The organism is Streptosporangium canum (assembly GCF_900113865.1).
GTDB lineage: Bacteria > Actinomycetota > Actinomycetes > Streptosporangiales > Streptosporangiaceae > Streptosporangium > Streptosporangium canum.
Window position 1 is genome coordinate 271,967 of the sequence record NZ_FOQY01000001.1, and the last position, 22,556, is coordinate 294,522.

Sequence of the window (22,556 nt, forward strand, 5' to 3'; positions counted from 1 at the left end):
CAATTCACCGTACGGGCTCGTCACGGCCGGGTTCTCCGGGGCCTCCGGGGCCTCCGGGCACACGAAGGGGCCCCGGCGGACCGGGGCCCCTCTCCGTGGGCTCAGCGGAGTTCGCGCGGGCTCAGATGAGACCGAGCTCACGGACGGCGGCGCGCTCCTCTTCGAGCTCGCGCACCGAGGCGTCGATGCGCTCGCGGGAGAAGGCGTCGATCTCCAGGCCCTGGATGATCTCCCACTTGCCGTCGCGCGAGGCGACGGGGAAGGAGGAGATGAGGCCCTCGGGCACGCCGTACGAGCCGTCGGAGGGGATCGCGGCGGAGGTCCACTCGGTGCCGTTGACCCAGTCGAAGACGTGGTCGATCGCGGCGTTGGCGGCGGAGGCGGCCGAGGACGCGCCCCGGGCCTCGATGATCGCGGCGCCGCGCTTGGCGACGGTCGGGATGAAGGTGTCGCGCAGCCAGACCTCGTCCACCTGCTCGGCCGCGACCTTGCCGCCGACCTCGGCGTGGAACAGGTCGGGGTACTGCGTGGCGGAGTGGTTGCCCCAGATGGTCATCTTCTTGATCTCGGTGACCGGGACCTGGAGCTTGGCCGCGAGCTGGGACAGCGCGCGGTTGTGGTCCAGGCGGGTCATCGCCGTGAAGCGCTCCGCCGGGACGTCCGGGGCGTGCTGCTGGGCGATCAGCGAGTTGGTGTTCGCCGGGTTGCCCACGACCAGGACGCGGATGTCGTCGGCCGCGTTGTCGTTGATGGCCTTGCCCTGCGGGCCGAAGATGCCGCCGTTGGCCTGGAGCAGGTCGCCGCGCTCCATGCCGGCCGTACGCGGGCGGGCGCCGACCAGCAGCGCGACGCTTGCGCCGTCGAAGGCCTTGTTGGCGTCGTCGGTGACCTCGATGCCGCTCAGCAGCGGGAACGCGCAGTCGTCGAGCTCCATCGCGGTGCCCTCGGCGGCCTTGACCGCCTGCGGGATCTCCAGCAGGCTCAGCTTGACCGGGACGTCGGCGCCCAGCAACTGGCCCGACGCGATGCGGAACAGCAGCGCGTAGCCGATCTGACCGGCGGCGCCGGTGACGGTGACCTTTACGGGAGTCTGGGCCATGACCTTCCCCCACTCGAAGGATGAATTGTGACGCTCGGATGTTACCCGTCCAGCGTCGCCGGTCCTGCGGCGAGTACCTTGATCCGGCCTCCGGGCAGAGCGATCAGCGCGACGAGGGCGACGAGCGCCCCGCCGGCGGCGAGCCAGGGGATGACGCTCGCGGCGGCGGAGGCGTGCGCGGCGCTCAGCCCGTGGGCGGGCGCCTCGTCCCTGACCACCGAGGCGTAGAGGATCCCGGCGAGGGCCAGCGCGACCGAGCCGCCGATCTGCCGGAAGAAGGTCAGGTTCGCGCTGGCGGTGCCGATGAACCGGCGCGGGACCGAATACTGGACCGCCACGGTCAGCCCGGACAGCATCGGCCCCATGCCCAGGCCGAGGAGCGCCATCCACCCGGCGAGGGCCAGGCCCGGGGTCTCGACGGTGAGCCCGGCGCAGAGCAGTGCCCCGAGCGCGATGAGGCCCGCCCCGGCGAGCAGCCACGGCTTGTACCGCTGGGTCCTGGACATGAGCACGCCGGCGATCCCGCTGCCGGCCACCATTCCGAGCATGAGCGGGTAGATTCGCAGGCCCGACTCGGTGGCGCTCAGCCCCAGGGACTCCTGGAAGTAGCGCGGCAGGAACACCACCCCGGCGTAGAGGCAGAACGCGGTGCAGAACGAGGTCGCGTTGGCCAGCGTGTAGGTCCGGTCGCGGAACAGCTCCAGGGGGATGATCGGCTCCGCCGCCCTGCGCTCGACGAGCACGAACAGCGCCAGGAGCAGGACCGACGCCACGATGGGCCACAGCACGGGACCGCTGGTCCAGGCATGGTCGTCCAGGCCCTTCTCGGTCAGGCCGAGGAGCAGCGCGCCGATCGCCCCGCTGAAGACGGCGATGCCGAGATAGTCGGGGCGGACGCCGCGCCCCTGACCGGCCACGTGCGGCAGCCGTGCCACGATGATCGCGATGAGGACCAGGCCGATGGGGAGGTTGACCAGGAAGGCCCAGCGCCAGCTGGCCTGGTCGGTGAAGACGCCGCCGAGGAACGGGCCGGCGATGTAGCTCAGCGCCATCACCCCGCCCAGCGCGCCCTGGACCCGGCCGCTCTTGCCCGGCGGGAACAGGTCGGCCACCAGCGCCAGGGAGAGCGGCAGCAACGCTCCCGCGCCCAGGCCCTGCAGCGCGCGGAAGGCGATGAGCTGGTTCATGTCCTGGGCGAGGCCGCACAGGAGCGAGCCGAGCAGGAACAGCACGACACCGGTGAGCAGCAGCGGCTTGCGTCCGTAGGTGTCCGACAGCCTGCCGTACAGCGGGACGGTGATCGTGGCGGTCAGCAGGTAGGCCGTCACGGCCCAGGTGTAGAGGCCCGTGCCGCCGAGCTCCTGGGTGATCCGGGGCAGCGCGGTGCCGACGATCGTCTGGTCGAGCATGGCCAGGAACATCCCGCCGAGGACGGCGAGGAGGAGCAGCCCGTTCTTGGGACTGGTCTCCGCTGGAGGGGCTGATACATCAGTAGACACATGTTGATATTGACGTGTCACTTTTTACATGTCAATCCATAGGTAAGATGAGGGCATGTCCCTTCGGATCGCGCTTCTCGGCCTGCTGACCGCCGCCGGCCCCGCCAGCGGCTACGACCTCACGAAACTCTTCGAGAGCTCGATCAGCAACGCCTGGCAGGCCCGGCACAGCCAGATCTACCCGGAGCTGAACAAGATGGCCGCCGAGGGCCTGATCACGGTCGAGGAGAAGGGCCCGCGTGGCCGGAAGACCTACGCGATCACCGACGAGGGTGCGCATGAGCTGCGCGTGTGGCTGATCGAGAAGGGGCCGTCACGGTCCTACCGCAGCGAAGGGGTGCTGCGCGCCTTCCTGCTGCCCACGCTGGAGCCGCACGAGGCCGCGGCGCTGCTCCGCGCGGAGGCCGCGTCCTACGGCGTCAGGCTGGCCGAACTGGAGGCGATCCGCGCGGCCAAGTCCTCGTGGAAGGAGCCCGGCTTCGGTCACCACGCCCTGGACCTGGGCATCCGCCAGACGCGGCTGATGCGCGACTGGGCCGAGGAGACCGCGGCCGAGATCGAGGGAACTACCCGCAGCTAGCCATGGCCGGGACGCCGTCCTCGCGGGTGGCGAAGTCGACCCTGGAGAAGTGCCGGTCGAGCAGCTTCGTCATCGTGCCGCTCTCGTAGAGGTCGGCGATCACGCCCTGCACGGCCTTGCACGTGCGCCTGTCGCCCTTCTTCACGGCCACCGCGTAACGCTCGTCGGTCAGCTTCAGACCGACCACCTTGTAGCCGATGCTCTCCCGGTTGCCGAACCCGGCCAGCACCAGGTCGTCACCGGGGATGGCGTCGATCTCGCCGGCCAGCAGCTTGTTCATGCAGCCGGTGTAGGTGTCGGCGGGGATCAGGACGAGCCGGTCCACCGCGCCCTGCAGGGCGCGGACCGAGCCGCTGCCCGCGGGCTGGCAGACCCGCTTGCCCTCCAGGCCGGCCGCGGAGACGATCGGGGAGCCGTCCTTGACGAGCACGTCGGCGTGGGCGAGATAGTACGGCCCGGCGAAGGTGACGTCGTCCTTGTCGTTGATCGAGTAGGTCGAGACGACCAGGTCGAGGTCGCCGGAGGCCAGAAGCTTCGGCCGCTCCTCCCGGCTGGTCGCCCGGAAGGTGACGCCGCTCGCGGGCACCCCCAGCGCCTTGGCGATCTCGGTGGCGAGGTCCACCTCGAACCCGCTCCACTTGCCGCCGCTGTTCAGCGCGACGCCCGGCAGGAAGTCACGCATGCCGACGGTGAGCCTGCCCGTCTTCGCCGCCTTGTCCGCCACGGAGGCGAACGTCGCCGGAGCGGATCCGGTGGGCTCGGGCTCGGTGCCGAAACGCGGCGGCCAGCCGGTGACGGCGACGGCGGCCGCCCCGGCGACCAGCAGCGCGGCGGCGGCCGCGGCCGCGATCCAGCGCCCCTTGGGTGAGCGCCTGGGCGGCGCCGAGTCCGGGACGGTGGCCTGCCAGCTCGGCGGCGGAACGGCCGCCGGAGGCTCACCGCGGCCGGGAGACGACACCTGGTCGCCGTAACCGGGTGACGACGGCCGCTCGCCGTACCCCGGGGACGACGCCGGCTCGCCGCGTCCGGGTGACGAGGGACGCTCGCCGTATCCGGGAGAGGAGGCGCGGTCCCCGTACCCGGGAGACGAAGGATGCTCGCCGTACCCCGGGGACGAAGACTGCCCGCCGTACCCGGGAGACGAAGGACGCTCGCCGTACCCAGGGGACGAAGGACGCTCGCCGTACCCCGGAGACGAAGACTGCCCGCCGTAACCGGGAGACGAAAGACGCTCGCCGTACCCCGGAGAGGAGGCGCGGTCGCCGGGGCCCGGTGACGACGGGTGCTCGCGCCGGGCCGGGGAGGGGCCGGGGTGCTGGGCACGGAAGCCCGTGGACGGCACGGGCGGATCGTCCGGGGCGGTCGTGGCCGGGGGCCGCATCCGGATGGGGGCGGTGGGCTCACCCGGGTCCGGGCCCGCGATCTGCGCTCCCTCGTTGAGGACGGCCGGCGACGCGTCCACGGTCTCGGGGTGGCCGAGCATCCGCAGCAGGATCTGGTCGGCCGAGGGCCGGGCGGCGGGCGACTTGGCCAGAGCCGAGCGGACCGCGCCGCGCAGCGGCTCCGGCATGACGCCGATGTCCACCTCGTGGTTGAGGATGCGGTTCAGCACCACCGCGATCGAGTCGCCGGCGAAGACCGTCTCCCCGGTCGCGGCGAACGCGATCGTCGCCCCCCAGGCGAACACGTCGGTGTGCGGGCCGACGTCGGCGCCGGAGATCTGCTCGGGCGCCATGTAGGCGGGAGTGCCGATCGCCCGGCTGGTGATCGTGCCGGTGGAGTCGATGATGCGGGCGATGCCGAAGTCCACCACGCGGGGCCCGTCGGCGGCGATGAGCACGTTGTCCGGTTTGAAATCGCGGTGCACGATCGCGGCGTGGTGGATCGCGGTGAGCGCGGTGGCCGTGCCGATCGCCAGCCGCTGCAGCGCCACACCCCGGAACGGGCCGTCGGTCTCCACGACCTCCCGCAGCGACCTGCCCTCGATGTATTCGCTCGCGATGTAGGGGGTGTCGCCTTCGAGATCGACGGCCACCACGCCCGCCGTGCAGAACGAGGCGACCCGCTGCGCGGCCCGCGCCTCCCGGGCGAACCGGGATCGGGCGATCGCGTCGCCGGAGAATTTCACGTGCAGCAACTTGATCGCCGCCCGCTCCCCCGACTCCTTCACCCCCAGGTAGACGACCCCCTGCCCGCCCTCACCGATCCGGCCGACGATGCGGAACGGCCCGAGCCGGCGCGGCTCCCCCGCTTCCAGCGGCGCGATCTCCGGCATCATCGTCCCTACGGTGTAGTAAATCTTCGACCAGCCAAACTTTATGATGCCGTAGCTCTTCCACCCGCCGCCTCACCCCAAGTGGCCGCACATTTCCTCCGGCGGGCGCCCCGGCGCCCACCAGGCCATCGGAGGACATGGCGGTCACTCCGACCCCCTCAATTACCGACAATCAGCCCAAGCTGGCGCTCCAGCCGCTTAGATCGCTACCGTTGACCGTCCCTTACGCAAGCCGGAGCAAATCCCTCATGCGCCGATATATCGGTTATCGCGAGTTCGTCCAGCGCGATCAGCGTTCCCTCGTCGGCACGGCCCTCCTCCTCACCGGCAGCCACGAGCAGGCCATCCGCCTGACCCTGTGGTCCTTGCGCACGGTCGGTCTCAGCTGGCCCCCGACCCTCTGGGAGAACACCACCACGCACGCCCACATCACCCTGTACCGCCGCTTCCTCCACAAGCCGACCGCCGCGGGCGCCACCGCCCTGGTACGGCTCCCGCCCCGCCAGCGCCTCCTCGTCGTGGCCTGCCTCCACGACGGCAGAACCCATGCCGAGATGGCCACCGTCCTCGGCATCCCGGTCGAGACCGTGAAGTCGGAGATCACCGAAGCGGTGGCCGTGCTCACCAAGGGCAACGTGGCCCGGCTGAAGACACGGCTGGCGACCGCGGCGGGCGAGGCGTCGGTCCCCGACCTCACCGCGCAGTCCATGCGCGCGCTACGGCGCCGCCGCAACCGCGGCGCCTTCCTGACGGCGGTCACGGTGCTCCTGTCGGTCTGCCTCGTCACCGCCTTCGTCCTGTTCCCGCAGGGAGAGGTGTGGAACTCGGCGCGGGGCGAGCGGAACCAGCCCGGTTCGACGGGGACTCCGGAGGCCATGGGCGTGATCTCCAGCCCGGAGCCGCGCCCCGGCCTCCAGCCGTGGCGAGCCCCCCGCACCTCCTTCGCGATCCGTTACGCGGTCCCCGGGAAATGTGCCGGCGACGACCCTGCGGGCGGCGGAGCCGTACCGTCACAGGCGGGGAAGGTCACCTGCGCGGGCTGGACGCTGAAGCTGGCCGGCGGCGGCACGGGCGGCTCGGCGCTCGACTCGGTGAAGTGCGCGGCCCCGGACCGCTGCGAGTCCACGGTGAGCGTCCCCGACGCGGCGGGGCTGCTGGCGCACGGCGACGGCCGGGGCTCCTGGCGGCTGAGTCCCGCCGTCAGCCCCGACGGGCACCGCATCGGCTACCTGAGTGCGGCCGAGGGAAGATATGTCGCCCACGACCTGCACAGCGGCGTGAAGCGGTATCTGTCGCCCGTCCTGGCCCCCTCGGACACCGAGACCGGCACCCGGGTGAGCGTCTCGCCGAACGGCCGCCACTTCACCGTCGAACTCGGCGCGCGCAGGCTGCGGACCGACTTCGCCACCGGGACCGTGACGTCGCTGCCCGCCGGGCGGGCGACAGCCGTGGAGGAGGCCGCGGACTGGCTCCGTAAGAGCTACCGCGTCTGGCGCGACTCCCCCAGCGGCAGGCACGCGGCCGCGATCGGGACCGAGGGCTCGGGGGCCGGCAGCCTCCACATCGTCGACGCCCGGTCACGGCGGGTGTTCAAGCGCCTGCAGCTCCCCTCCCCGGGCGGTCCCGCCAAGGCGGAGGTCGTCGGCTGGCTGAACAGCCATGAGGTGGTCGTCAAGATGACCGGCACGGCCGCCGGCCGCCCCGCCGGTTTCTTCCGGATGGACGCCGTCACCGGCAGGAAGCACCGCGTGACCGGCCTCGCCGACGACAGCATGATCGTGCTCGGCGCCGTGACGGCCCCCTGACGGCTCCCGTGACGGTCCCCTGACGACCGCCGGAGCCGCGCCGGCGACGGTCCGCCGGCGGCTCCGCGGTCGCCCGCACCGGACGGCGTGCGCGCCCGGCGGGAACGGGCCCGAAAAGCGGGAAGGGCCGGAAAACGGGAAGGGCCCGAAAGCAGAACGGGCCGGAAAAGCGGGAAGGGCCGCCCGGCGGGCGGCCCTTCCCGATGACGGCTAGGCCATCTTCTTCTTCAGGTTCTCGTCCAGCGCCGCCAGGAAGTCCTGGGTGGTCAGCCACTTGGCGTCGCCGCCGACGAGGAGGGCGAGGTCCTTGGTCATCTGGCCGCCTTCGACGGTCTCGACGCAGACCTGCTCCAGCTTCTCGGCGAAGTCGATCACCGCGGGGGTGTTGTCGAGCTTGCCGCGGTGGGCGAGGCCCCGGGTCCACGCGAAGATCGAGGCGATCGGGTTGGTGGAGGTGGGGTTGCCCTTCTGGTGCTCACGGTAGTGCCGGGTCACGGTGCCGTGGGCGGCCTCGGCCTCGACGGTCCGGCCGTCGGGGGTCAGCAGGACCGAGGTCATCAGGCCGAGCGAGCCGAAGCCCTGCGCGACCGTGTCGGACTGGACGTCGCCGTCGTAGTTCTTGGCCGCCCAGACGTAGCCGCCCTCCCACTTGAGCGCCGCGGCGACCATGTCGTCGATCAGGCGGTGCTCGTAGGTGATCCCGGCGGCCTCGAACTCGGCCTTGAACTCGGTCTCGAAGACCTCGGCGAAGATGTCCTTGAAACGGCCGTCGTATGCCTTCAGGATCGTGTTCTTCGTGGAGAGGTAGACCGGGTAGCCGCGGGACAGGCCGTAGCGCATGGAGGCGCGGGCGAAGTCGCGGATCGAGTCGTCCAGGTTGTACATCGCCATCGCGATGCCGGGCCCGGGGAAGTCGTAGACGTCGAGCTCGATCGGCTCCGAGCCGTCCTTCGGCGTGTAGGTGAGGGTCAGGGTGCCCTCGCCGGGGATCTTCAGGTCGGTGGCGCGGTACTGGTCGCCGAACGCGTGACGGCCGATGATGATCGGCTTCGTCCAGCCGGGGACGAGCCTCGGCACGTTGGACATGATGATCGGCTCGCGGAAGATGACGCCGCCGAGGATGTTACGGATGGTCCCGTTCGGGGACTTCCACATCTTCTTCAGGCCGAACTCCTCGACCCGCGCCTCGTCCGGGGTGATCGTGGCGCACTTGACGCCGACGCCGTACTGCTTGATGGCGTTGGCCGCGTCGATCGTCACCTGGTCGTCGGTGGCGTCGCGGTGCTCGATCCCGAGGTCGTAGTACTTCAGGTCGACGTCGAGGTAGGGAAGGATCAGCTGGTCCTTGATGAACTGCCAGATGATCCGGGTCATCTCGTCGCCGTCAAGCTCGACGACGGGGCCCTCTACCTTGATCTTGGGCATGCGTGTGGTTCCCCTTCTGAACTAACACTGGCCAGACAGTCCTTTTGAGGCTCACTGGCCGTTGAGGCTATCGGACGGGTATGAGCGCTTCGCGGCCCACCCGTGCATCCGGCTTAAAGCGGCATAAGCGACGGATATTGGAGTACCAGCGAGCCGGCCATCAGCGCGACGCCGAAGGCGGCGAGCGTGACGGTGTCGGTCGATCTGGTGCGTACGGCGAGCAGCCCGCCGCCGGTCAACCGGAACATGGCCCCCAGCGTCATGACCACGCCGAGGGAGAACCCTCCCCACTCGACGTCGAACAGGACCGCGAAGGTCACGGCGAGAACCGCACCCACCAGCACCAGCGGATACGGTCCCCATCGGTCTTCAGTTGTGCTCACCGTTCCCACCCATGGCCGCCGTTCACTCGGGCACTCATCGGCTCCTCTGCCGCACGCGGCTCATCGCTCGGCGAGCGGCTTCCACTTCTGGCCGCGCTCACCGATGTATTCGCTGTCCGGACGGATCAGGCGGTTGTCGGCGTGCTGCTCGATGACGTGTGCCGTCCATCCTGCCATGCGGCTGACCGAGAAGACCGGGGTGAACAGGTCTGTCGGGATACCGAGGTAGTGGTAGACGGTCGCCGCGTAGAAGTCCACATTGGGGTAGAGGCCCTTCGTCTCGAAGACGACCTCCTCCATCTCCTTGGACATCCGGTAGTACGTGTCGTCGCCGGAGGCCTCCGCGAGCTCCTGCGACATCTTGCGCAGGTGCGTGGCGCGCGGGTCCTCGGTCTTGTAGACCCGGTGCCCGAAGCCCATGATCTTCTCGCCGGCGGCGAGCCTGTCACGCACGGCCTGGGCGACCGCGGCCGGGTCGAGCGACTCCAGGGTCCGCATGACCTGCTCGTTGGCCCCGCCGTGCAGCGGGCCCTTGAGGGTGCCGATGGCCGCCACGATGGCCGAGTGCATGTCGGAGAGGGTCGCGGCGCACACGCGGGCGGCGAACGTCGAGGCGTTCATCGTGTGGTCGGCGTGCAGGACCAGGCAGGCGTCGAAGGTCTCGACCTCGTGCCGCCCGGGGGTCCGGCCGGTGATCTGGAGCAGGAAGTTGGCCGCGATGCTCAGCTCGGGATCCGGCTCCGGGATCGTGGTGCCCGTCCTGGCCGCGTGGTAGCGGGCGACGAGGATCGGCTGCTGCGCGGTCAGCCGGGCTGCCTTGCGCAGGTTGGCCTCGGGAGCGTTGGAGTCCTTGTCCGGATCGTCGCCCCCGGCCAGGGAGACCAGCGTGCGCAGCGCCTCCATGGGCGCCTGCTTCTCCGCGATCTCCGCGATGTTCGCTTCGGCCAGAGCGCCGATCTTACGGCCCCCGACGAGCTCGGCCCCGTAGGCGGCCAGCTGTTCCCTGGTGGGGAGGCTGCCGTGCTGCAACAGGTGGGCGATCTCTTCGAAGGTGGTGCGGCCGGCCAGATCGTGGATGTCGTAGCCACGATAGAAAAGGAGACCGGCCTGACCGTCGATGTCACTGAGCGCTGTGGACGCGGCTACGACATCGGCGAGGCCTTTTGTGGGCTTGTCCGCCATGAGTGTTTCCTCCGCTTATCTTCGCCCGAAGTCTACCCGTGAGCAGGGGAAACCCTCCCGAGAGGTCCAGACCAATTTCACGAGGGATTCTCCTTCTGGCAAAGGCGATTCCCCATCACCTCGTTTGGGTAAGCCGGAGCTGTAGGAATAGTTACGGCGGGCTACCTGGGGAGGAACTGCCGTGGAGGGGCCGTTCATACGCATCGAGGACACCGGCGAGGTGGTCCCGTTGCGCCCCGAGATCACGACGATCGGGCGTGGCCGGGGAGTTGACATCCGGCTCACTGATCCAAGTGTGTCCCGGCTGCACGCGGAATTCGTCCGGCGCGGACCCTACCTGTATGTCGTTGATCTGGGCCTGTCCCGCAACGGCACACGGGTGAACGGCAGGCCGATCGCCCGGAGGGTGCTCGACGACGGTGACGTCGTCTCCTTCGGCGCCGCGCGGGGCAGAATCGGCGGAGTCCCGCGTGAGGACTTCGCCCCCGAGGTCGAGCTCCGCCGCGCCGCGGCTCCGGAGCTGACCCGGCGGGAGGTGGACGTGCTGACGTCGCTGTGCCGTCCGGCGCTGTCGGACGAGGCGTTCGTCGCGCCCGCCACCGCGCGGGAGATAGCCGACGATCTGGTGGTGACGGAGGCCGCGGTCAAGCAGCACCTGCTCCGCCTCTACCAGAAGTTCCGGATCCCGGAGGGGACCAACCGGCGCACCAGGCTGGCCAACGAGGTGGTCGCCCTGGGGCTGGTCAGGCCCACCCCGGTGGTGCCGCCGCAGCGCGCGGCCGGCGCCCCGGAGCCTCAGGCGGCGGCGACCACCGCGAGCCGCCGGGCGTCCTGAACCGCTAGCCCCGCTTCTCGGCGGCCTCGACCACGTTGGTCAGCAGCAGGGCCCGGGTCATCGGGCCCACGCCGCCGGGATTGGGGGTGAGGAAGCCCGCGACGTCCTCGACGCCGGGGGCGACATCACCGGCGATCTTGCCGTCGACCCGGGAGACGCCGACGTCGAGCACGGCGGCGCCGGGCTTGACCATGTCGGCCGTGATCAGGTGAGGCACGCCCGCCGCGGCGACGACGATGTCGGCGCGACGGGTGTGGGCCGCCAGGTCCTGGGTGCCGGTGTGGCAGAGGGTGACGGTGGCGTTCTCCGAGCGGCGGGTCAGCAGCAGGCCGAGCGAGCGGCCCACGGTGATGCCGCGGCCGACCACGACGACCTCGGCGCCCTTGATGGGCACGCCGTACTCCTGCAGGAGCAGGACGATGCCGTGCGGGGTGCAGGGCAGCGGCGCGTCGACCATGTGCACCAGGCGGCCCAGGTTGACCGGGTGCAGCCCGTCGGCGTCCTTGGCCGGGTCCATCCGTTCGAGCAGCGCCATGGTGTCGAGGTGGCGGGGCAGCGGGAGCTGCACGATGTAGCCGGTGCACTCCCCGGCGGCGTTGAGCTCGTCGATGACCGCCTCGACCTCGGCCTGAGTGGCCGTCGCCGGCAGGTCCCTGCGGATGGAGGCGATGCCGACCTCGGCGCAGTCGCGGTGCTTGCCGGCCACGTAGATCTGGCTGCCCGGGTCGTCACCGACGAGGACGGTGCCCAGCCCGGGGGTGATGCCGCGCTCCCTCAGCACGGCGACCCGCGCCGTGAGGTCTGCCTTGATCTTCGCCGCGGTGGCCTTGCCGTCCAGAATCTGCGCGCTCATGGGTTCAATCCTTCCATGAGATCATCCGCGCTCCGCTTCCCGGCGCTCGATGATCCTGCGGGTGAAGGGGATGATCTCCACGATCTTGGCCCCCAGGTAGGCGGCGCCGAAGGCGAAGACGAGGAGCAACCAGGGGCTCTCCCAGAATCCACTCATGATCACAAAGACGTTCAGGACGGCGTCGAGCAGAGGCATGAGGGAGTCTCCACAGAGGCGGGGGCAGGGATGCGCTTCAGGTTAACCGGGGTTTAAACCTTCTCCGGCCAGAAAATCCTGTCCGCTCCGCCACTTTCCTGTCTCCGGTGTACGGCCGCCACACGTGTGCGTCGGCCGTACACCCTCCTGGAGATCGGCGGGATCAGTGGAAGAAGTGGCGGGTGCCGGTGAAGTAGAGCGTGACCCCGGCGGCCTCGGCCGCGGCGATCACTTCCCCGTCCCTGATGGAGCCGCCGGGCTCCACGATCGCCTTCACCCCGGCGTCGATGAGCACCTGCGGGCCGTCGGCGAACGGGAAGAACGCGTCGGAGGCCGCGGCGGAACCCCGGGCGCGCTCACCCGCGCGGGAGACCGCGAGCTGCGCCGAGTCGACGCGGTTGACCTGGCCCATGCCGACGCCGACACTCGCGCCGTCGGCGGCGAGCAGGATCGCGTTGGACTTCACCGAACGGCAGGCCTTCCAGGCGAAGGCCAGGTCGGCGAGGACCTCGGCGGAGGCCGCGGGGCCCGCCTTGAGCTCCCAGGAGGACGGGTCGTCGCCGGGGGCGTTCACCCGGTCGGCGGTCTGCACCAGCAGGCCGCCGTCGATCCGGCGGAACTCGGCCGGGTTGCCCGGCCCCTGCGGGCAGGACAGCAGCCGGATGTTCTTCTTCTCGGTGAGCACGGCCAGCGCCTCGGCGGTGAAGGCCGGAGCCACCACGACCTCGGTGAACACCTCGGCGATCTGCCGGGCCAGCTCCTCGGTGACCTCGCCGTTGACCGCGATCACGCCGCCGTAGGCGGAGACCGGGTCGCAGGCGTTGGCCTTGCGGTGCGCCTCGGCCACGTCGGCGCCGACCGCGATGCCGCACGGGTTCTGGTGCTTGATGATCGCCACGGCGGGCCCGGCGAAGTCCCAGGCGGCCCGCCAGGCGGCGTCGGCGTCGAGGTAGTTGTTGTAGGACATCTCCTTGCCGTGCAGCTGCTCGGCGTTGGCCAGGCCGTCCTGCCCGCCGGAGTAGAGCGCCGCGCCCTGGTGCGGGTTCTCGCCGTAGCGCAGCGGCGACTTGAGACTCCAGGCGGCGCCCATGTAGCGCGGCCAGGAGTCCTCCTCGGCCGCGTAGACGTCGGCGAACCAGGAGGCCACCGCGGTGTCGTAGGCGGCGGTGTGGGCGTACGCGGCCCCGGCGAGCCGGCGGCGCTCGGTGAAGGTGAAGCCGCCCTCGGCCACCGCGGCGAGCACGTCGCCGTAGGCGCCGGGGTCGACCACGATCGCGGCGGTGCCGTGGTTCTTGGCCGCGGCGCGGATCATCGCGGGGCCGCCGATGTCGATCTGCTCGACGCACTCGCGGTCGGAGGCTCCGGAGGCCACCGTCTCCTGGAACGGGTAGAGGTTGACCACCACCAGCTCGAAGGGGTCGATCTCCAGCTCTTCGAGCTGCTTGACGTGGGCGGGGTTGCCGCTGTCGGCCAGCAGGCCGGCGTGCACGCGCGGGTGGAGGGTCTTGACGCGGCCGTCGAGGCACTCGGGGAACCCGGTCAGCGCCTCGACCGGAGTGACGGGGACACCGAACGAAGCGATCTTCGCGGCGGTGCCGCCGGTGGAGACGATCTCCACACCCGCGGCGTCGAGGCCGCGAGCCAGCTCCTCCAGCCCGCTCTTGTCATACACAGCGATCAACGCGCGCCGGATGGCGATGCGGGTCACTTCTTGGTCCTCCTGTTTGGTTCCGGTTTCATCCGGGGCGCCCGGCTCATCCACCGGGTCGTCCGAAGCGAAAGGTCCTGCCGGTCACGGTCCAGCCCTCACGGGCCATCCGACCGACGGTGTCGACGAGCAGGCTCCGCTCGACGGTCTTGATGCGCTCGTGCAGGGCTGCCTCGTCGTCGCCGTCCAGCACGGGCACGGCCTCCTGGGCGATGATCGGCCCGGTGTCGACTCCGGCGTCGGCGAGCATCACGGTGCAGCCGGTGATCCGCACGCCGTACGCGAGGGCGTCGCGGACCCCGTGCGCGCCGGGGAAGGAGGGCAGCAGCGCGGGATGGGTGTTGAGAACGGGGAAGGCGGTCAGCGTCGGCGCGCCGAGGATCTTCATGAATCCCGCGCAGACGACCAGGTCCGGCCGGTGCTCGGCGATCCGCGCGGCGATCCCCCGGTCCCAGGCGTCCCGGCGCGGGTGGTCGGCCAGCCTCTCGACGAAGGTGGGGACACCGGCGCGCTCCGCGCGGGCCAATCCCTCGATACCGTCGCGATCGGCACCCACCGCTACGATCCGGGCACCATAAGCCTCATCTGCCACAGCGTCCAGTAAGGCCTGTAGGTTGGTCCCAGAACCGGACACGAGGACCACAAGCCGAGCGGCCTGGGATGACACCGACGCACTCCATTCGGACGGGGACTCACGCCGCTGCAAGGGTATCGGCCTGTCCACTCACGCGATGCAAGGAGGTCAGGTGACGACTCCCGTCCAGGCACGGCCGGCGGAGGGTGCGGGACGGCGGGCGTTGTGGCTCGCCTTCGCCTCGGTGGTGTTGACTCTGATACTCCCTCTGGCGGGGCTCGTCATGTCGGTTTTCGCCCTCGTCGTCTCGGTCCGCGCGATCCGGGCCCTGCGTTCGGTGACGAAGCCGGTGACCCCCGCGATCGTCGGCATCGTCGTGGCGTCGCTGGCACTGCTGATCTCCGCCGGGGTGACCGCGATGCAGTTCTACTTCAGCGACGAGCTGGCGGCCTACACCGAGTGCGGCAGGGGCGCGGGCACCGTCACCGCGCAGAACGAGTGCGTGGACCAGCTCGAACGGGCGATGGAGAAGAAGATGCCCTTCGTCCGGCCCGGCGACGTGCAGTTCCCGTTCCCTCCCTGAGCTCCGTACATTTCCTGCCTTAACCCCGGTACGGCTTCACCGTAATCGTCCACTCCGGACATAATCCCCGGTAGAACAGGCCAGAGGACGAGCAGCAGCATGAGCCGTGGCGGAGCCTCGTGAAGACTGCAGCGTTCCGAGCGAATGCTCCCCCCTTCCGGGGGTGCTCAATAAGATCCGAATGTGTCCCAGCCGCCGCCCCAAGCGCAGAACTACGCTCAAGCCGCCCGTCGTCATTACGACGACGCCGTCTATCTACACAACGACGGCCGACTGCCCAACGCCGACCACCACTACGGCTTCTCGGTGGAATGCGCCCTGAAAAGCCTTCTGCTGCGTTACCTCAACGCGACCATGGCGTCGCCTAACGGTATGCCATCGACCATCGATGCGAGCGGCAGGCCCAAGAAGCATGGACATCTTCCCGGCATCTGGTCCGACGTGGCGATTCTGGCCCACGGCCGATCTGGTAGCACACTGGCTGGTGTGCTGACCGCCTCCGCCCCCTTCGCCACCTGGGATGTCGCCGATCGCTACCACGGCAACCCGCCGCTCGGCACGACCACGGTGAACCAACGTAAAGCAGCCGCTACCCAGATCCTCGCTCTACACGAGCAGGCGCTCATTATCGGAGTTCTTCAGTGAGCCCTTCCTCTGTCACCGTCCGCTTCGACGAGGCTTGGCCCATCGCCGTCGCCATAGCTCGGAAGGCAGCCGCTCAGGGCATCGACAGCGTGCTGGTGCGCGATGTTCTCGGACGTCTCTGCCTCGCTCTCGACGATCGGCGCAGGGAGCTTTCGCAGGACTCCGTCGAGCGATGGCGCGCTGACATGACCGAAGGTCTCGGCCGGTACGCCGCCTCCAACACGGTGTTGCTGGCCTCCGATCTCTTCGCGGCAGGGGCCGTCTTCGATTCCCCCCGCTTGGTCGATGAACCGGGACTAGAGGGCAGTTCGGAGCAGGGACGCATCCGCGCGCTGGACAACACCGTGGTGGGTGAGGACTGGGCACGTGTCACCACGCCCTCGGCCGAGACCTCCGGCGGCCGGACCGCGCGTATAGCGCTGTATGGCTTCAAGGGCGGCGTCGGCCGATCAACGGCGACGTTCATGCTCGGCAAGCATCTCGCCGACCAGGGGCGGTGTGTCCTTGTAATCGATCTCGACCTAGAGTCACCAGGCTCCGGTCCTCTTCTTCTCATCGAGGATGAGATGCCCAAGTACGGCCTGGTCGACTATCTCGTCGAATCCGCCCTCGGCAACGCCGAAGGGCTAGACCTGGTGGCGCCGGCATCTGGCGTACCGGTTACCGGGAACGGCGAGCTATGGGTTGCTCCAGCGCGAGGGCACGGCTCCGACACGGTGCCGTATGCGTATGTCGACAAGCTCAACCGTGTCTACGCGGATGTTCCCGGCAGCGCATTCCCTGCCTTCGCTGACCGGCTGGAACAGGCCGTGGCAGCCTGTGAGTCAGCTGTCGCCGAACGGAGTCGCCAACCGGATGTCATCCTGCTCGATAGCCGGGCCGGTATTCACGACATCGCCGCGATCACCATCTCCAGGTTGTGCGACCTTGCGCTGCTCTTCGGCTCCGACAACAGCCAGACGTGGAATGGTTACCGTGATCTGTTCACCGCCTGGAGAACATCTGGCCAGGCGGTGGCGATCCGCGAGAAACTGCGGATGGTTGCCTCGATGGTTCCGGACAAGCAGCGCGCCGACTATCTGGAGTCGTTCCGTGAACATGCCTGGACGTGCTTCTCCACGCTTTACGACGACCTACCGGCCGGTGACCAGACCGGCTTCAACCCAAGCCCCGAGGACATCTATGCCCCTCATTCCCCTATTCCGATCCTGTTCACCCTGGACCTGGTCGGACTTGACGGAGCGACCAGCCAGGGATGGAGCCAACGGACATTCGTGCAGGCCGCATATGGTGAATTCTTGAACACCGCCACTCATCTCATCGGCGAAGGGCTGTGATGACCGCTCCTCTCGGAGCCGAGGAACTCCGCACGCTGCTCAACGACTCGCTGCCGAGTGCACAGGATGCGGACACCATCGAGCCGACCGTCAACACGCTGTTCACCCCGGATAGTCACCGCCGCGCGCTGGACGTGGACACTACTGTCGTCATGGGCGGGCGTGGCGTCGGCAAAACGTTCTGGTTCCGGTCTCTGCGCAACGACCGACTGCGTGCAGTGGCGGCCCACGAGTACCGTATCGACCGGCTCACCCGGGTGACAGTCGACGCGGGCTACGGTGCAGACATCGCCCCCGAGCGCTATCCGGGGTCCGCGGAACTGCGCAGCCTGATAGACGCCGACATCACCCCCCGGGATCTGTGGGACACAGTGCTACTTGTCGCACTCGGGCTGAGGGACCTCGACGGCATTCCCTCCTGGAAGGAGCGCATCCGGTGGGTGCGCGAACACCCCGCTGAGCGGGACCAGACCATCGCCGAAGCCGATCGCCAGGCCAAAACCGATGGGGTCTTGCGGATGATCCTCTTCGATGCCCTGGAGCATCTCCACCGCGACCGCCGTCAGGCAGACCAACTCGTCGCCGGCATCCTTCAGCTTGCTCTAGAACTACGGCTGAGCACTCGCAACATTCGCTTCAAGATCTTCATTCGGCCCGACATGTTCGATGGAGCGCTGCTGTCCTTCCCAGACGCGTCGAAGCTCGCTTCGAACGCAGCCAGCCTGAAGTGGTCGCCGCCCAATCTGTACGGCCTGCTCTTCCAATATCTCGGCAATCACTTCTCCTCTCTGGCAGAACGATTCCGGGCGACTCTCCCCGGCTGGACCGAACCCACCGCCGGCCGATACCTTCCGCCTCCTTCCCTTCTCGGTGACGAACAGCAGCAGTCCGCGTTGTTCGCGACGATCGCCGGCCCCTACATGGGAGCGAATTTCCGTAAAGGCCACACTTACACATGGCTTCCCAATCACCTGATGGACGGGGCCGAGCAAGTCAGCCCGCGCAGCTTCCTCAGTGCGCTGGCCAAGGCCGTGGAGGAGACGACCTCACAGTACGCGGCCCATGAATATGCCATCCATCACGAAGGCATCCGTCGAGGCGTACAGGCGGCTTCCACGACACGCGTGGCGGAAATCAAGGAGGACCTGCCCTGGGTGCAGACGGCCATCGCCCCCTTGGCCGGCCAGCAGGTACCGATCGACGAGAGCAGCGTGATCGGCCTGTGGACCGAGCACGAGCTGACGAAGTCGCTCCAACGACAGGCAGCAGATCTCGTCGAAGGTGAGACGGTGAGGACCGGCCCACGGTATCCCGACCGCTACCCCGGCCTCATCAAGGAACTCATCGACCTGGGCGTGATGAGACGCCGTAAGGACGACCGTATTGACCTTCCCGACGTTTACCGCATCGCCTTCTCCATCGGTCGCAAGGGTGGCGTGCCAAAGGTCAAGGCATAGCCCTCGACCCATGCGACAGCCGCGCCCGGAAGCAGACGGCGGACCCGCCGGGCCGGATGCCGCCGCGCTATTCCAGACCTCCATCTCCATGATGCAGATCGCGGGGGGATACCGGCGCGGGAGACTCAGTCGCGGTCCCAGGCGTAGGGGTCCAGGTAGATCACGTGGCCGCCCTTGTCGTCGGACTCGTCGACGATGTCGCGCCGGGGCGGGCGCGGCGGTTCGCGGTCGCGGGTCTTCGGAGGGTTCTCCGCCGCCGCCGAGGCGTGCTCGTCCTCCCAGTCGTCCCTGATGACCGGGATCGGCTGGGTGTCGCACTCGGTGGCGTCCAGCCAGTGGCCGGGGAGCATGCAGGGGCTGTCCGGCTCGGCGAGCCCGACCTTGCCCGCCACCGTCCCCGCGGCCTTGGCGATCTTCGCTCCCGCCTTGCGGACCGGCGCGGTGGCCGTGCCGACCTTGGCGGCGGCCTTGGTCACCGCCGTGTTCTGCCCTCGGAAGATCAGCCACCAGTTGGCCAGGCCCGCCGAGATGCCCGCGGCGACGCCCACCTCCAGCGTCACCGAGAGCATGACCTCCCACGCCGCCGGGCCGACCGCGGCGAGTCTCGTCCCGCCCAGCGAACCGCCGGACAGCGCGGCCAGCAGCCCGGCCGTCGCGCCGGTCGCCAGCCCGCAGACGAACCCCCACAGCGGCGCGCCCTCGAACGAGGGCGACGGCGCGATCCTGACACCCAGGACACCCGCCACCGCTCCGGCCGCGAACGGCAGCGCGATCACCGCCATCACCCACGCCGGGGTGGGGCCCGCCTCCGGCAGGGCGCCCAGGATCGGCAGGCTCGGCACGGTCCCGAGCTGGACCCCGGTGGGCGCGACCAGCGTGCCGGCGCCGACCGCGAAGCCCGGACCGGCGATGTAGGCCATCCCCCAGATGACCGCGTTGAGCAGGTAGAGCCCCTGGACCAGCAGGAGCAGCAGGCCGCCGACGAAGCCGGGCGACAGGATGTCGGACAGCTCCTGGACCTGCTTGAAGTTGACCACGATGGCGCCGACCACCATGACGGCGCCCGCCATGAGCATGATGCCCAGCGCGGCGGCCGAGGCCACCACGACCGAGCGCAGCCGTTCGGGCAGCAGGCGCAGCATCGACCGCCACGGCCCGATCGTCCTGGCGGTGGCCAGCGAGCCCGCGAGGAAGGCCACCACCAGGTGACTGACCAGCACGTCGCCGAGGAACGGCTGGGTGACCTCGTTCCGGGTGACCAGCGCGACGATCCCGGCCAGCAGCGCGTACGGCGCCGCCAGCGAGATGCCCGCCTGGGCGACCAGCACGAGCTGGGCCCGGCGCCGGGCGTTGGCCTCGTCCTTCGGGCTGTTCTTGGGTAGCCGGGCGGGCAGCCGCAGGCGCAGGTCGGCGTCGCGGGCCATCCAGATCCCGGCCCGGTACAGCAGGAAGGCCGGCAGCACCGTCAGGCCGAGCGGGAGCAGCCCGACCGCCCCGCCGGGGATCGCGAACCCCGCGTGGTGGGCCGCCAGCCAGATCTGCGCCGCCGTGCGGAACACCCCCGGCAGGCCCGGACCGAGCGAGCCCTTGGGGGAGGCGATCCAGCCGACCAGGGTGAGCGTGGTGAGCACCGCCACACCTACGCCGAGCGTCCACGCGGCTGCGAGCATCCCGGAGACGGGAAGCGGCCGACGGACGTCGTCGTCGTCACCCGTGACGCCGGGCAGGGGGATACGGCTGAGGACGTTACGGGGAGCCGTCCGGAGCTGATCGAGAAGGGCCGTCACAATAGTCGATGGTCTCAGGATCTTCCGCGTGGGAGAGACTCCTTCGCCCCGCGTGTCGCGTGCCGTACGGACAGCCGTCTGACGACAGGCGCCTGCCGTACGGGGAACCGCCGGGGAACAGGAAAGGCGCCCGGCAGGACATCGGGCGCCTTTTCTGGTGAAACTAGCGGGCCTGCATGACCTCGCGCATCAGGCGGGCGGTCTCGCTCGGGGTCTTGCCGACGCGGACGCCGACCTTCTCCAGAGCCTCCTTCTTCGCCTGGGCGGTGCCGGCCGAGCCGGACACGATCGCGCCCGCGTGGCCCATGGTCTTGCCCTCGGGGGCGGTGAAGCCCGCGACGTAGGCGACGACCGGCTTGGTCACGTGCTGCTCGATGTAGGCGGCGGCGCGCTCCTCGGCGTCTCCGCCGATCTCGCCGATCATCACGATCGCGTCGGTGGCCGGGTCGTCCTGGAAGGCCTGGAGGGCGTCGATGTGCGTGGTGCCGATGACCGGGTCGCCACCGATGCCGACGGCGGTGGAGAAGCCGAAGTCGCGCAGCTCGTACATGAGCTGGTAGGTCAGCGTCCCGGACTTCGACACCAGGCCGATGCGGCCGGCGGTGGTGATGTCGGCGGGGATGATGCCGGCGTTGGAGGCGCCGGGCGAGGCGATGCCGGGGCAGTTCGGCCCGATGATGCGGGTCTTGTTGCCCTTGGCGACCGCGTAGGCCCAGAACTCGGTGGTGTCGTGGATCGGGACACCCTCGGTGATCACGACGCAGAGCGGGATCTCGGCGTCGATGGCCTCCTTGACGGCGTCCTTGGTGAACGCCGGGGGCACGAAGACGACCGACACGTCGGCGCCGGTCTCCTTGACGGCCTCGACGACGGTGCCGAAGACGGGCAGACCCTCGTGGGTGGTGCCGGCCTTGCGGGCGTTGACGCCGCCGACGACGCGGGCGCCGGAGGCGAGCATGCGGCGGGTGTGCTTGGTGCCCTCACCGCCGGTCATGCCCTGAACAATGATCTTGCTGTTCTCGGTCAGCCAGATAGCCATTACGCACCTACCGCGGCGAGCTCGGCGGCGCGCTTGGCCGCATCGTCCATGGTGTCCACCAGCTCGACGCCGGAAAGCCTGGCGTCGGCGAGAATCTGACGCCCGAGTTCGGCGTTGTTGCCGTCCAGCCGGACGACCAGCGGGCGGCTGACGGCCTCGCCGCGGCTCTCCAGGAGCTGGAAGGCGGAGACGATGCCGTTGGCGACCGCGTCGCAGGCGGTGATGCCGCCGAAGACGTTCACGAAGATCGACTTCACGGACGGGTCGGAGATGATGATCTCCAGGCCGGCCGCCATGACCTCGGCCGAGGCGCCGCCGCCGATGTCGAGGAAGTTGGCGGGCTTGGGCTGGCCGGGGAAGGCCTCACCGGCGTAGGCGACGACGTCGAGGGTCGACATGACCAGGCCCGCGCCGTTGCCGATGATGCCCACGCTGCCGTCGAGCTTGACGTAGTTGAGGTCCTTCGCCTTGGCCGCGGCCTCAAGGGGGTCCTCCGCGGCCTTGTCCTCCAAGGCCGCGTGGTCGGACTGGCGGAAGGTCGCGTTGTCGTCGAGGGTGACCTTGCCGTCGAGGGCCTTCACCTGGCCGTCGGCCGACAGGATCATCGGGTTGACCTCGACCAGGGAGGCGTCCTCGTCGACGAAGGCCGCCCAGAGCTTCTCGATCAGCTCCGCGGCGCCGTCGAGCGCGGCCGCCGGCAGGCCACCGGCCTCGGCGATCTCGCGGGCCCTGGCGCGGTCCACCCCGTCCAGCGGGGAGACCGGGATCTTGGCGACCTTCTCCGGGGCGCTGTGCGCGACCTCTTCGATGTCCATGCCGCCCGCGGCGGAGCAGATGGCGAGGAAGGTGCGGTTCGCGCGGTCGAGCAGGAAGGAGAAGTAGTACTCCTCCGCGATCGCGCTGGCCTCCTCGATCAGGACCTTGTGGACCGTGTGGCCCTTGATGTCCATACCGAGGATCTGGGTGGCCTTCTGCTCGGCGTCGGCGGCGTCGTCGGCGACCTTGACGCCACCGGCCTTACCGCGGCCACCGGTCTTGACCTGTGCCTTGACGACGACACGGCCGGTCAGCTGCTCGGCTGCCGCGCGTGCCTCCTCCACGGTGTGCGCGACAATGCCACGCGGCACCGGGATGCCGTACTCCGCGAAGAGCTCCTTCGCCTGATGTTCGAACAGGTCCACGAGGGTCCGTCCTTGCTTGTCCGGCTGGTGTACAGATGTCGGCGGACCGGCTCCATGATCTGAAGGGGAGCCTGGTGTTTTGCGCCAATGAAGCCTAGCCCCCTGAGAGGCGTG

The 22,556-nt window shown here is 69.5% G+C and carries 20 protein-coding genes; 7 read left to right on the forward strand and 13 right to left on the reverse strand.

The genetic code is table 11. The features are described 5' to 3' along the window. Positions 1 to 121: 121 nt before the first annotated feature. Complete coding sequence (locus BM085_RS01140; RefSeq protein WP_093885177.1) at positions 122 to 1,099, reverse strand: malate dehydrogenase; 978 nt, start codon at positions 1,097 to 1,099, stop codon at positions 122 to 124. Between the two features lie 41 nt (positions 1,100 to 1,140). Beyond that, on the reverse strand, positions 1,141 to 2,598 hold the full coding sequence (locus BM085_RS01145; RefSeq protein ID WP_093885178.1) for an MDR family MFS transporter: 1,458 nt from the start codon (positions 2,596 to 2,598) through the stop codon (positions 1,141 to 1,143). A 55-nt stretch (positions 2,599 to 2,653) separates the two neighbouring features. Here BM085_RS01145 and BM085_RS01150 point away from each other — a divergent pair, with 55 nt between their 5' ends. Further along, positions 2,654 to 3,178, forward strand: a complete 525-nt coding sequence (locus BM085_RS01150) for a PadR family transcriptional regulator (RefSeq protein ID WP_093885179.1) — start codon at positions 2,654 to 2,656, stop codon at positions 3,176 to 3,178. On the opposite strand, the gene BM085_RS01155 is transcribed toward BM085_RS01150, so the two are convergent. After that, positions 3,165 to 5,456, reverse strand: coding sequence for a bifunctional serine/threonine-protein kinase/glutamate ABC transporter substrate-binding protein (locus BM085_RS01155; protein WP_093885180.1), 2,292 nt, complete (start codon positions 5,454 to 5,456; stop codon positions 3,165 to 3,167). The genes BM085_RS01150 and BM085_RS01155 overlap by 14 nt on opposite strands. A 245-nt stretch (positions 5,457 to 5,701) precedes the next feature. Between BM085_RS01155 and BM085_RS01160 the strand changes: the two genes are divergently transcribed. Then, a complete protein-coding gene (locus BM085_RS01160; protein WP_177244908.1) occupies positions 5,702 to 7,258 on the forward strand; it encodes a sigma factor-like helix-turn-helix DNA-binding protein in 1,557 nt (518 codons plus the stop codon). Positions 7,259 to 7,468: 210 nt separating this feature from the next. Here BM085_RS01160 and BM085_RS01165 read toward each other — a convergent pair whose 3' ends face one another. The 3 genes from BM085_RS01165 to BM085_RS01175 form a co-directional block, all read right to left on the reverse strand. Beyond that, positions 7,469 to 8,683, reverse strand: coding sequence for an NADP-dependent isocitrate dehydrogenase (locus BM085_RS01165; protein ID WP_031160870.1), 1,215 nt, complete (start codon positions 8,681 to 8,683; stop codon positions 7,469 to 7,471). A gap of 113 nt (positions 8,684 to 8,796) precedes the next feature. Continuing rightward, entirely contained in the window at positions 8,797 to 9,066 is a 270-nt protein-coding gene (locus BM085_RS01170) for a DUF3017 domain-containing protein (protein WP_177244909.1), read from the reverse strand. 60 nt (positions 9,067 to 9,126) lie between these two features. Then, positions 9,127 to 10,248 (reverse strand): citrate/2-methylcitrate synthase, encoded by a 1,122-nt coding sequence (locus BM085_RS01175; protein WP_093885183.1) that lies wholly within the window; start codon positions 10,246 to 10,248, stop codon positions 9,127 to 9,129. A gap of 181 nt (positions 10,249 to 10,429) precedes the next feature. Between BM085_RS01175 and BM085_RS01180 the strand changes: the two genes are divergently transcribed. Next, positions 10,430 to 11,083 (forward strand): FHA domain-containing protein, encoded by a 654-nt coding sequence (locus BM085_RS01180; RefSeq protein WP_037933708.1) that lies wholly within the window; start codon positions 10,430 to 10,432, stop codon positions 11,081 to 11,083. 4 nt (positions 11,084 to 11,087) lie between these two features. Here the strand turns inward: BM085_RS01180 and BM085_RS01185 are convergent, their stop codons facing one another. The 4 genes from BM085_RS01185 to purN form a co-directional block, all read right to left on the reverse strand. Further along, positions 11,088 to 11,936: a bifunctional methylenetetrahydrofolate dehydrogenase/methenyltetrahydrofolate cyclohydrolase gene (locus BM085_RS01185; RefSeq protein ID WP_093885184.1), complete on the reverse strand. Its 849-nt coding sequence runs from the start codon at positions 11,934 to 11,936 to the stop codon at positions 11,088 to 11,090. Positions 11,937 to 11,957: 21 nt separating this feature from the next. Beyond that, complete coding sequence (locus BM085_RS44120) at positions 11,958 to 12,131, reverse strand: hypothetical protein (protein ID WP_177244910.1); 174 nt, start codon at positions 12,129 to 12,131, stop codon at positions 11,958 to 11,960. Between the two features lie 163 nt (positions 12,132 to 12,294). Further along, positions 12,295 to 13,839: a bifunctional phosphoribosylaminoimidazolecarboxamide formyltransferase/IMP cyclohydrolase gene (purH, locus tag BM085_RS01190; protein WP_093885185.1), complete on the reverse strand. Its 1,545-nt coding sequence runs from the start codon at positions 13,837 to 13,839 to the stop codon at positions 12,295 to 12,297. 46 nt (positions 13,840 to 13,885) lie between these two features. Then, positions 13,886 to 14,506, reverse strand: a complete 621-nt coding sequence (purN, locus tag BM085_RS01195) for a phosphoribosylglycinamide formyltransferase (RefSeq protein ID WP_093885186.1) — start codon at positions 14,504 to 14,506, stop codon at positions 13,886 to 13,888. Positions 14,507 to 14,585: 79 nt separating this feature from the next. Here purN and BM085_RS01200 point away from each other — a divergent pair, with 79 nt between their 5' ends. The 4 genes from BM085_RS01200 to BM085_RS01210 all read left to right on the forward strand — a co-directional run bounded on the left by BM085_RS01200 (position 14,586) and on the right by BM085_RS01210 (position 18,435). Further along, positions 14,586 to 14,996, forward strand: a complete 411-nt coding sequence (locus BM085_RS01200) for a hypothetical protein (RefSeq protein WP_093885187.1) — start codon at positions 14,586 to 14,588, stop codon at positions 14,994 to 14,996. Between the two features lie 183 nt (positions 14,997 to 15,179). Further along, positions 15,180 to 15,641 (forward strand): hypothetical protein, encoded by a 462-nt coding sequence (locus tag BM085_RS42600; RefSeq protein ID WP_143120756.1) that lies wholly within the window; start codon positions 15,180 to 15,182, stop codon positions 15,639 to 15,641. Further along, the gene (locus tag BM085_RS01205; protein ID WP_093885188.1) at positions 15,638 to 16,978 is read left to right on the forward strand and encodes a KGGVGR-motif variant AAA ATPase; all 1,341 of its coding nucleotides are present in this window, start codon (positions 15,638 to 15,640) and stop codon (positions 16,976 to 16,978) included. Before BM085_RS42600 ends, BM085_RS01205 begins: the two co-directional genes overlap by 4 nt. After that, positions 16,978 to 18,435: a hypothetical protein gene (locus BM085_RS01210; protein ID WP_093885363.1), complete on the forward strand. Its 1,458-nt coding sequence runs from the start codon at positions 16,978 to 16,980 to the stop codon at positions 18,433 to 18,435. Before BM085_RS01205 ends, BM085_RS01210 begins: the two co-directional genes overlap by 1 nt. Before the next feature lie 125 nt (positions 18,436 to 18,560). On the opposite strand, the gene BM085_RS01215 is transcribed toward BM085_RS01210, so the two are convergent. The 3 genes from BM085_RS01215 to sucC form a co-directional block, all read right to left on the reverse strand. Beyond that, on the reverse strand, positions 18,561 to 20,222 hold the full coding sequence (locus BM085_RS01215) for a cell division protein PerM (RefSeq protein WP_093885189.1): 1,662 nt from the start codon (positions 20,220 to 20,222) through the stop codon (positions 18,561 to 18,563). A gap of 163 nt (positions 20,223 to 20,385) precedes the next feature. Continuing rightward, the gene (gene sucD / locus BM085_RS01220; protein WP_031160883.1) at positions 20,386 to 21,261 is read right to left on the reverse strand and encodes a succinate--CoA ligase subunit alpha; all 876 of its coding nucleotides are present in this window, start codon (positions 21,259 to 21,261) and stop codon (positions 20,386 to 20,388) included. After that, positions 21,261 to 22,442, reverse strand: coding sequence for an ADP-forming succinate--CoA ligase subunit beta (gene sucC, locus BM085_RS01225; RefSeq protein WP_093885190.1), 1,182 nt, complete (start codon positions 22,440 to 22,442; stop codon positions 21,261 to 21,263). The genes sucD and sucC overlap by 1 nt, the downstream gene beginning before the upstream one ends. Positions 22,443 to 22,556 lie beyond the last annotated feature (114 nt).

Bases quoted from the DNA above. Each gene is read 5' to 3' on its own strand.
- BM085_RS01140 (WP_093885177.1), bottom strand. From the start codon at position 1,099: ATGGCCCAGACTCCCGTAAAGGTCACCGTCACCGGCGCCGCCGGTCAG.
- BM085_RS01150 (WP_093885179.1), top strand. From the start codon at position 2,654: ATGTCCCTTCGGATCGCGCTTCTCGGCCTGCTGACCGCCGCCGGCCCC.
- BM085_RS01155 (WP_093885180.1), bottom strand. From the start codon at position 5,456: ATGATGCCGGAGATCGCGCCGCTGGAAGCGGGGGAGCCGCGCCGGCTC.
- BM085_RS01160 (WP_177244908.1), top strand. From the start codon at position 5,702: ATGCGCCGATATATCGGTTATCGCGAGTTCGTCCAGCGCGATCAGCGT.
- BM085_RS01165 (WP_031160870.1), bottom strand. From the start codon at position 8,683: ATGCCCAAGATCAAGGTAGAGGGCCCCGTCGTCGAGCTTGACGGCGAC.
- BM085_RS01175 (WP_093885183.1), bottom strand. From the start codon at position 10,248: ATGGCGGACAAGCCCACAAAAGGCCTCGCCGATGTCGTAGCCGCGTCC.
- BM085_RS01185 (WP_093885184.1), bottom strand. From the start codon at position 11,936: ATGAGCGCGCAGATTCTGGACGGCAAGGCCACCGCGGCGAAGATCAAG.
- BM085_RS44120 (WP_177244910.1), bottom strand. From the start codon at position 12,131: ATGCCTCTGCTCGACGCCGTCCTGAACGTCTTTGTGATCATGAGTGGA.
- BM085_RS01210 (WP_093885363.1), top strand. From the start codon at position 16,978: ATGACCGCTCCTCTCGGAGCCGAGGAACTCCGCACGCTGCTCAACGAC.
- sucD (WP_031160883.1), bottom strand. From the start codon at position 21,261: ATGGCTATCTGGCTGACCGAGAACAGCAAGATCATTGTTCAGGGCATG.